Raw genomic sequence first — 9,285 nt, 5'->3', positions numbered from 1 at the left:
ACTATGTGCGGTGGTAATTTATAGAACCAGCCTAAAAACTATATTTCAGTTTTACCCACGCCTCCGAGTTCTTCGCATACATCTGGAACTTGCCCTTGTTGGCATGAAAATAGTCGTATCCGATAGCGATTGCTGTTTGGTCGTTGAGTGAATAGGTGGTGGACAGGCGATTGAAGATGCCGCCATCTGCCACGTCTATATAGGCAAAAGATGAAATTTTCACTGTGTTTTGCAACAGATCTTTGGCGAGTCGTACTGTGGCTATCCCTGCATGGCGATAGATAGGCAGTTTTTCGAGATTGCCCGATGTGTATTTGTGGCAATATTGCAGGCTTGCATTCCAGTCGTTGCCAGGGTACCAATCAATGCCGATGAGCGCATTGAGCGCATTGCGGCATTCCACTTCGCATCCCATTGCTGCATTTTGCGCCTCATTGATGTATTTGGCAACCTCTGCTCGAATGACGAATTGTCCTATGGGCAACGAACAGTCGGCTCCTAACATCGTCATGCGACGATAGCGTCCATCGATGTGTAGTGACTTTCCGTCGGTTGTCATCCCCATGTGGAAGGCTGGCAACTTGTTCCATGTGCGCAAGGCACTCACAGAAAAATCCACACCGCTAAGGTTGACGGAGATGCGTCCGCCGTATTCCATGTTCTTCAGTCGCTTTTCTGGTTTTCCGCTTTCCAAGTCTATGGAATAAGGGAGAGAGGTGAACGGCAAACGCATTGCCCACGGATTGCACAGATCGGTAGGTATCACAGCGAAGTTAGTTACTGGGTTGCACACTGCTTCTGCTGTAATGACTCCCAAGGTGTATTTGGCACGTAAGCCATTCACAGGCATACGTATGTCGTCATAGTCTTGGGCGAGAAATTCGGTATAGTCGATGGGCGACACACAGTCGGTAAGGCGCAGTGCGTCTGCCACGCCCCATATCACGATTTGCCGTCCCACACGCAGGTCAAGGTTGCCTTTGGTATATGACAGATACGCCTCACGCAGTTCTATGCCTGTGCGTTCTTTCAGTATTCCGTTGTAAATAGCGTTCAGTGAGACAAAGAGAGCCGTCGCTCCTTTTTCGAGTCTCACTTCGCCCCTTGCCCGAGTTCGCGACGCCATCCAATCTACATTCCCTGTTGTTCGGAGTGCGTGATAGGTGTCAAGAAATCCCTTCACCCGAACTTGTAATGCGTCATCGCTGTCTTTGCTATACGTCTCCTGAAGAGTCTCTTCGGGTATTGTCTCAAGACTGTCAATAGTTGTTGTTGGCGTTTCTACTTGGGCTGATGCTTGTGCCGAGAACATCGGCACAAGCAAGAGCATCGTCCATAATCGCAGCATTCTCATGGTCAGAGTCCTTTCTCCAATTTGGAAACGGTGAAGAGGTTGGGCGCAACCTTCACGTTGAATCGCTGGTTGTTCATGCGGATGATGGTCTTATGCCCTGTCTGCACATTTTCCATTTGCATGAGGTGCATCGTCCAGAATCCCTGTACTTTATCGATGTTGGAGATAGAGAGTCGGCGGTGTAGCTTATTCAGTTTGTCGTAGTATTCAGCCTTGACAGCCATCAAACAGTCTTGTCTTATCCACGTTACTCGACGTGTATAGATTTCGTCCTTGTCATTGGGAATCGACTGTACCACCCAGCATCGGTGTCCGCCTAAGTTTTCTTCTCGCAGGAGCTGATGTTTTTCCTCGTCCACATTGCGCATACTCATGTCGTTGTAGGTAAAGTCGCTACCCATGAAGTAGTCGGTCTTCGACGACTTACCGCTGATGCGTCTCGTCTTTTTCATGGCAGGCAGATAGAGCCACTTGTCGTCCACCTTGCGTGGATTGTCGTAGTCCCAGGTGAGAAATCCTGTTCCCTTCACATCTCCGGGATAAGTGAAGAACATGATTTTCTTTGTGTCCTTGCCCACGTCCATTGCCCATGACTCGAGTTTTCTGATGCGTTTGTGTCCACTTCGCTGAATGAGCGTCATCTCTACGGTAGCGTAGCGTGTGTCGCCATCAGGTCGGTTCTTTACTTTTTGCATAATATCCCTACCAGACAGTCCTGCTGCCTGTGCGCTGCCAATTGCCAACAGAGCGATGAGCAGCAATGTAAAATTTCTTGTTTTCATTTAATTGTTATTTTGAGTTGGTAATGTTTGCTTTTTCTTGCTTGAAGATGTGGAGATAGTCTATGAGGATAGGGGTGAGGAAGAGGTCAGCCAACAAAGCCGATACCATGCCTGCTACTGCCAGTATGCCCCAGTTGCTCATCTGTGTGGCATCGGAAAAGACGAAGCCCATGAATGTAGCCGAGATGACAACCGTGGACATCACAATGGCAAGTCCTTCGGTGCGGAAGGTGCGGTTGATGGCTTCTGCATAATTGCCGCATCTGTCGTATGCCACATGACTGTGGTTGATGAAATGAATGGTGTCATCGACTGCGATACCCAAGACCATCGGAATGAGCGAGGCGGTCATCATGTCGAGTGGATAGCCGAGCCAGCCCATCATTCCACCTACGATAATGGCAGGGGCTATGTTGGGTATCATACCTACGAGTCCCACTTTCCAGTTTCCAAAAATCAGAACGAGGATAATGCCGATCACCAATACCGATAGCATCATCGACCACATCTGTCCTCGCTCCACATACTGCTGCATGACGGTGAATTGCGGAATATTCCCTACCACCGAAACGTGTGCATCGGGGAAGAGACGGCGTGCCTCTGCCTGAAGGTCGTTCATTTCCTTTTCCGCTTCGTTGGAGTTGTAGTCTTTCAGTTCTATTTGTAGCCTTAGCCGTTTATAGTTGTAGTCCATCCAGTATTCCGACTCCGTTCCTCCAGCGTTTTCGTAGAGCAACAGCAACTGTGCCACCATATCGGCATTGTCGGGAATGGTGTAACATTGCTGCTTGTTTCCGTTGAGTGTGCAATTCATGTCTTTCACGATGTCGGTAATGGAGTTGTGGCGTTTTGTCAGTTTGTAGCCATCAGCAATTTTTGACAATTGGTCGAGCTTCTGTAGATTTCCTGGTTTCTTGGCATCGTTGTCGTGTGGCAGCGTAATCATCAAATCGTAGGCATACATGGAACCGAGTTCCGTTTCACAAAGGTTGAGGAATTTGTTGACGTAAGGCACTTTTCTCCCCATCGTCTTCTCAATGTCGAATGCTGGCTCGATGAAGAAGAGTCCGATGCCACAGAAAATCGTCAGCACCACCGACAACGCGACAATGCCCCGATGATGGCGTATTACAAAACTTCCGAATTGCTCAAACCTATTGCCAATATAGCCCTCAAAGCTCTTCGACATATTGACGGTTGGTTTTCTATCCTTGCCAAACGACAACAGAAGGGGAGTGATGAAAAGGCAGGTAATCAATACGGCGAGCAGACTGATGGATGTATTGAGACCAATTGCCTGCATGGGTACGATTTTCATGGAAAGGAAAGTCATCATGGCAGCCACGGTGGTGAGTGCTGAGAGCGATACGCCCCAACCTGTCTCGCCCATCGCATCGATGATGGATTGCCTGCGCCTACCTGTCTCTACGAAGCGCGTCTTAAAGAAGTTGTACAGGTGGATGTTGTAGGCAATGGAGCAGGCAAAGGTGAGAATGACGGCTATCATTGTGGTTGTCATGTCGATGTAGATGCCTGTCCAGCCGATGATGCCAAAGCTGATGAGCAGTCCTAAGACAGAGGTGAGTAATGGCGCTATTACTCCACGTAGCGAACGAGTTACAATGAGCATTACTACAATAGAGATGATGAATGCGAAGAGGAACAGTCGTCCCATTTCACCCTTGAGATAGACCACCTTCTCATAGCTCAGATAAGGCATTCCCGCAGCAGCGGGCGACAGTTCTGCATATTTCTCCTTGCCTATGATATGTCCAGCTTCCCTACCGGTAATCATGTCGGGAGCCATGTCGCTCGTCTTCTTCCACACACTGTCGGCAGGGAAGGGACGCAGCTTTACCATGATCCATGTCATTGTTCCGTCGGTCGATACCATTTTCTTCGCCAGATAAGGCTTGCTGTAAGCCTTGCGCTTGATTTCTTTCAGTCCCGCGGCATCCGAAGGAATTTGCTCGGGTACAATCTGCTCTATGGTCATACCTTCTTCCGTACCAGAGGCAAACTCAAGGTCGGTGAGCGATGTTACCTTGTCGGCATACGACAAACTATCTTTCAGTTCGTTGCTCAGCTCACGAATGAGCGTGAGACTGCGTTTGGAGAAGATGTCCTTATTCTTCACCAGCACTGCCACGTAGTAGTCGTTACCAAAGATAGACTTGAACTCGTTGGTCTTGAGCAGTATAGGGTCGTCGCTCAAAAAATAGTCATCGAACGAAGTTCTTATCACGATGCGCTTGGCTCCAACGAGAGAGAACGCGACAAGCAGGGCGAACAGCGCACCCACAATAAGCCGATGGCGCAAAATCCAGTTCGCCAACTGCCTGAAAAGGTTGTTGATTTTTTCGATTTTCATGATTGCTTTCTTTTATGGCTGGTTCTATAAATTACCACCGCACATAGTCATTAAATGTTTATGAAATACGTTTTGTTATCTTTTGGCTTCTTTTTGGTTCAAAATGTAAGTTCGTTCAGTCGTGTAGCTCGCTACACTCCTTCACCCTCTTGCATTTTGACCTCAAAAATAAGCTCAAAATCTAACAAAGCTAATTTATAGAACCAGCCTTATTTGGTTTCTGTTTTTATTTTTGATGAGATATTTGCCGAAGGAGTATCTTGTTGCAGTCTTACCATTTGTGCAAAAGTCCCATTGTGTGCCATTAGTTCTTCGGGTGCGCCCTGTTCTACGACTGTTCCGCCCGAGAGTACTATGATGTGGTCGGCACCCAATACGGTGCGCATACGGTGGGCAATGATGATGACAGTTTTATTGCGCACCAGTTCGGAGATACCAGCCTGAATCTTTGTCTCGTTCTCGGCATCAAGGCTGGCGGTTGCTTCGTCCAAGAGTATCACAGGAGCATCTTTTAAGAGCGCACGGGCTATGGAGATACGCTGCCGCTCCCCACCCGAAAGGGTTTCTCCATTTTCGCCTATCACCGTGTCGTAGCCTTGTGGCATACGACGGACGAATTCATCGCACTGTGCCAATCGTGCCACATGCCTTACTTCCTCATCGGTGGCGTCGCGCTTTCCTATGCGTATGTTGTCGGCAACAGAGGCATTGAAGAGCATCACGTCTTGAAATACTACGGCGTAATTTTTGAGCAACGTCTCTGGCTCTATGTCAGAGATGTCGTGTCCGCCCAGTGTTATCTTCCCGCTATTGATGTCCCAAAAACGTGCAGCGAGCTTGGCTGCGGTGCTTTTTCCTCCTCCAGATGATCCAACGAGTGCGGTTATCTCGCCCTGTCGGGCAGTGAATGAAACATTGTGAAGCACCTGCTTGTCTGTTTCGTAGGAAAAGCTGACGTTGTGGAACTCAATGTCATAGTTTGAAACTTCCACCTCTGTGTTGCCCGTCTGTATGGGCATTGCCTCCATCTCTTTCATTCGCTTGATGCGTACATCGAGAAAAGTAAGAATGGCAAGGTGATTGCATACTTCAAGAATAGGATTATAAACCATTGCCGAAACAAGGAGGAACGCCAAATAGACGAACACCGACACGTCGCCACGCTGAAGCATCCATGCACCTACAACGATGACGGTAGGCATGCCCAATTTAAGCAATACAGCAGAGATATTGACAAACGCACCTGTCAAGAGTTCACCAGCAACAAGTCCTTTTTCCAATATTTTTAATCGCTGGTCGAACCGCTGGTTATATTCGTCCTCGCCATTGTACGATTTGATTTCCTGCACACACTCCAGTCCTTCCTGTATCTGTTCGCTCACTCCTCGTTTGATGTGGTAGACATGTGTAAAAGCCTTGTCCATTCGATTTCGTGAAATCAATAGCACTACCAAGGCAAAAGGTACTACCCAAAACAGTGCGATAGCTAATCGCCAGTCGTAACAGAACATTCCCGCTGCGATAATGACAATGCTCACCACAGAAGCAAACAGTTGGGGAATGGCGTGCGAGAACGTTGTTTCCAATAGTGTGCAGTCTTCCATAATAGTGGCAGTGAGGTCGGAGAGATTGCGCTCACCAAAGAAGGCGAGAGGTAAACGGCGCAGTTTCTCGGCTAAAGAGATACGGCGTTGCGCACTCTCATTATATACGGTGGTATAGGTGCTGTCGTATTGCCGACGAGTCACGACGAGCATCACGACCATAAGCCCTGCTGCCACGAGGAGATAAAACCACAACGTATGAGGGGCATTCATTGGCATATTATCGAGATACTCCATCAGGAAGAAAAACAAATAAGTGGGTGGCAGCATCAGCACAAGGTTGAGCAGTGTCGAAAAGATGATGCCTTGCCGCAAGTCTTTTGCCCCTTTTTCCGTAAGAGCGAAACGGTTTTGAAAATATTTAATCATGACTTTATGACTTTATGACTTTTAATAGATGATAGTTTCCACGAAACGGATTGTTGATATTCATTCCACATACGGTGGTAATACTTTTCCTTACTCAATAGTTCCTCGTGCGTTCCCTGTTCGACAATCTCGCCGTTGTCCACAACTACGATGCTGTCGGCATCCTGCACAGTGGTAAGTCTATGAGCTATCATTAGCACGGTCTTTCCTTGGGTGAGATGTGACAGTGCCTTACGGATAAGCTGTTCGTTTTCGGGGTCGGCAAAGGCGGTCGCCTCGTCGAGCACTACGATAGGAGCATCTTTCAGAATGGCACGAGCAAGAACAATTCGCTGCTGCTCACCTCCCGAAAGATATGTACCTTCGGCACCGATAATGGTATCCAATCCCTGTGGCAGCCGGTCGATAATCTCGCGACTTTGTGAGAGGTCGATGGCACGGTTGATCTGCTCGGTCGTTGCATCAGGATTGCCGTAACGTAGGTTTTCGATGAGCGAAGTCTTGAATAGACGGGTGTTCTGGAAGACGAACGACACGTTGCGCATCAGCTCGTCCTTGCGCATATCCCTCACGTCTACACCTCCAATGGTAACGCTGCCATGACGCACGTCCCAAAAGCGTGGTATCAATCTTGCTATCGTGGTTTTTCCGCTGCCCGACGCTCCTACGAGTGCAACCGTCTTTCCTTCGGGAATGGTCAGGTTGATATGACTCACTGCATCTTTTTCCGCTCCCTCATATCGGAACGAAACATCGTTGAAACGAATGTCATACGCTTCTGCCCGTTTTGGCTCGTCATGCTGCGAGAGCGGTGCAATATCAGTGAGCTGCTCTAATCGTTCCACAGCCTCGTTTGCCATGAACAGGTCCTGACTGAGATACATGGCTTTCATCACGTTGGAAGCGATGAGCGGTGCAATCACCACATAAAGTATCACGTTGGCAATAATTGTGGTGGTATCTCCACCGTGTCCTATCAGGATAATAGCAGTAGGAACGAGGATGAAGGCAAAGGCATTGATAGCCAGTATATAAAATGACATTGGCGTGCGCCACACAAGCGTACACTTGATGACAAGGTCGCGGTAGCTGATAATGCTATCGTAGAAGCGTTTGAACGAGAAGACCGTCTGTTGGAACACCTTGACCACGGGAATACCTCTGACATATTCCACTGCCTCTGCCCCCATCTTCTCCTGCGCATCAAGGTAGAGCCTTTGAAACTGGTTGTTCTTCGGGTTCATCATATATCCCATAATGCCTATCGCACCAATGAGAGGTATTATTGCAGCCGCACCCAACTGCCAATCCACAGCGAATAACAGTACGATAACACCTATCGGAGCAACGACACAGCTCGCCACATCGGGTAGCAGGTGCGCCACAAAGGTATGGGTCTGTCCCGAATCCTCATCAATGATTTTGCGCATACGCCCCGTGTTTTGTTCATCAAGATAGCCCAATGGTGCACGCATTAGCCGTTGCATCGCTTTGCGCCTCATGTTGGTTTCGATACGGAATGCTGCAAGATGAGAGAGCATCAGTGCCAAAAAGTAGAGCAACAGGTTTGCCACCGATATGACAAAAGCCCATAGAGCATAGTCTATAAGGGGTGTGTCTGAGAGGTTACCTTTGGCGATTAGTAGTGTGCGCACCACGAGCCACAAAAGTATGAACGGGACAAGCGACAGCAGTCCGTTGACTGCCGACAGTGCTACGGAGCATGGCAACAAGTATTTGCGCCCTCCCATGTAAGCTCCTAAACGTTTGAGAGTCTTCATCATATATTATCGTCTTTTAATAATTAGTCTTTATGGTTTCAATAATGCTTTCCAACCAGCCATGCTAAAGTCCATGTACTGCTCCAAGGCAACTTTGATATCCTCGTCGCTGTAATCTTCGTGTTCTACAATCTCGCAGAAAACGGTTATCCATGTAGAGCAAGTGATGTGAACCAAGAATGGCGAAATGTTGGCGTTGAGATGTGGATAGCGTTCTTTCATCAGTCGCAGGTATTCCATGCCCACCTTCATCTGTCTGTCCACCATCTTGTCTTTATATCCTTGTAGCGACGTACCCTCCGAGTTGAATAGGAGCAGTCGAAGCTCCGGGCGGAAGTCTTTGATGATGGCGAGCATGGCAAAGATGTAATCTATTTGGCGTTGCCGCATGTTGAACACGTCTATCGACAGGAACTGTTCGTCATTGTGCGACAGGATGTGTTTGTTCAATGCCTTGGTGAGAGGACGCAGCACCTCGCAAAACAGTTCGTCCTTGCTCTTGAAGTAATTGTATAGGTTTCCTACAGCGACACCTGACTTGCGAGCCACTGTGCGGATGGAGGTGCAGCGTACGCCATGTGCGATAAATTCTGCACGGGCGGTAGCGATGATGCGCTGCCGAATGTCATCTTTCAGAGTTTGCATGATGAGGGTAAAGGATGAATAGTGAACGTTGTTCTATTTTGTTCAAAAAAAAAGCGCACCGCTCATTGCCTGAACGGTGCGCCTCGCATGGGATGGCAGCTTCCTGCTGCCTGATATGTCGTTTTCTCCTTGTCATGTCATGATGGTTGTTGATGGCGACAAAGGTAAGGATAAAGACCGGGACGGGCAATACCCACTAATGGGTATTTGTGCCGCCTCGTGCGGGCAGACGACAAAAAACAGGCAGCACGCTTGGAACTATCGGACAATTTTTCGTATCTTTGCCCCAATTTATCAACTCCGTGGCTCGCGCCACGTCATAAGCAATGTGCAGCGTGTGTAAAATGCGAAACTTTTTTGATGACAGCGTAATTTTTCC

The 9,285-nt window shown here is 48.3% G+C and carries 7 protein-coding genes; 1 reads left to right on the top strand and 6 read right to left on the bottom strand.

Annotated features, from left to right (window positions below):
- Positions 1 to 31 precede the first annotated feature (31 nt).
- The 6 genes from HMPREF3034_RS03865 to HMPREF3034_RS03840 form a co-directional block, all read right to left on the bottom strand.
- Complete coding sequence (locus HMPREF3034_RS03865; protein ID WP_062433380.1) at positions 32 to 1,354, bottom strand: DUF1302 family protein; 1,323 nt, start codon at positions 1,352 to 1,354, stop codon at positions 32 to 34.
- A 2-nt stretch (positions 1,355 to 1,356) separates the two neighbouring features.
- Complete coding sequence (locus HMPREF3034_RS03860) at positions 1,357 to 2,136, bottom strand: outer membrane lipoprotein-sorting protein (protein WP_062433377.1); 780 nt, start codon at positions 2,134 to 2,136, stop codon at positions 1,357 to 1,359.
- Positions 2,137 to 2,143: 7 nt separating this feature from the next.
- The gene (locus HMPREF3034_RS03855; protein ID WP_062433374.1) at positions 2,144 to 4,507 is read right to left on the bottom strand and encodes an efflux RND transporter permease subunit; all 2,364 of its coding nucleotides are present in this window, start codon (positions 4,505 to 4,507) and stop codon (positions 2,144 to 2,146) included.
- 209 nt (positions 4,508 to 4,716) lie between these two features.
- Complete coding sequence (locus tag HMPREF3034_RS03850) at positions 4,717 to 6,480, bottom strand: ABC transporter ATP-binding protein (RefSeq protein ID WP_062433371.1); 1,764 nt, start codon at positions 6,478 to 6,480, stop codon at positions 4,717 to 4,719.
- Positions 6,477 to 8,264: an ABC transporter ATP-binding protein gene (locus tag HMPREF3034_RS03845; protein WP_062433369.1), complete on the bottom strand. Its 1,788-nt coding sequence runs from the start codon at positions 8,262 to 8,264 to the stop codon at positions 6,477 to 6,479. Before HMPREF3034_RS03845 ends, HMPREF3034_RS03850 begins: the two co-directional genes overlap by 4 nt.
- Positions 8,265 to 8,291: 27 nt before the next feature.
- Positions 8,292 to 8,906 carry a TetR/AcrR family transcriptional regulator gene (locus HMPREF3034_RS03840; protein WP_062433366.1) on the bottom strand — a complete coding sequence of 205 codons (615 nt, stop codon included), beginning with the start codon at positions 8,904 to 8,906 and terminating at the stop codon, positions 8,292 to 8,294.
- Positions 8,907 to 8,982: 76 nt separating this feature from the next.
- Between HMPREF3034_RS03840 and HMPREF3034_RS12510 the strand changes: the two genes are divergently transcribed.
- On the top strand, positions 8,983 to 9,249 hold the full coding sequence (locus HMPREF3034_RS12510) for a hypothetical protein (protein WP_156431032.1): 267 nt from the start codon (positions 8,983 to 8,985) through the stop codon (positions 9,247 to 9,249).
- Positions 9,250 to 9,285: the final 36 nt, after the last annotated feature.

This window comes from Prevotella sp. DNF00663 (assembly GCF_001553265.1).
Lineage (GTDB): Bacteria > Bacteroidota > Bacteroidia > Bacteroidales > Bacteroidaceae > Prevotella.
This window is presented reverse-complemented; position numbering and strand designations above follow the sequence as displayed.

Excerpts from the sequence above, each read along its gene's own strand:
- HMPREF3034_RS03865 (WP_062433380.1), bottom strand. The coding sequence starts at position 1,354 with ATGAGAATGCTGCGATTATGGACGATGCTCTTGCTTGTGCCGATGTTC.
- HMPREF3034_RS03855 (WP_062433374.1), bottom strand. The coding sequence starts at position 4,507 with ATGAAAATCGAAAAAATCAACAACCTTTTCAGGCAGTTGGCGAACTGG.
- HMPREF3034_RS03860 (WP_062433377.1), bottom strand. The coding sequence starts at position 2,136 with ATGAAAACAAGAAATTTTACATTGCTGCTCATCGCTCTGTTGGCAATT.
- HMPREF3034_RS03850 (WP_062433371.1), bottom strand. The coding sequence starts at position 6,480 with ATGATTAAATATTTTCAAAACCGTTTCGCTCTTACGGAAAAAGGGGCA.
- HMPREF3034_RS03840 (WP_062433366.1), bottom strand. The coding sequence starts at position 8,906 with ATGCAAACTCTGAAAGATGACATTCGGCAGCGCATCATCGCTACCGCC.
- HMPREF3034_RS03845 (WP_062433369.1), bottom strand. The coding sequence starts at position 8,264 with ATGATGAAGACTCTCAAACGTTTAGGAGCTTACATGGGAGGGCGCAAA.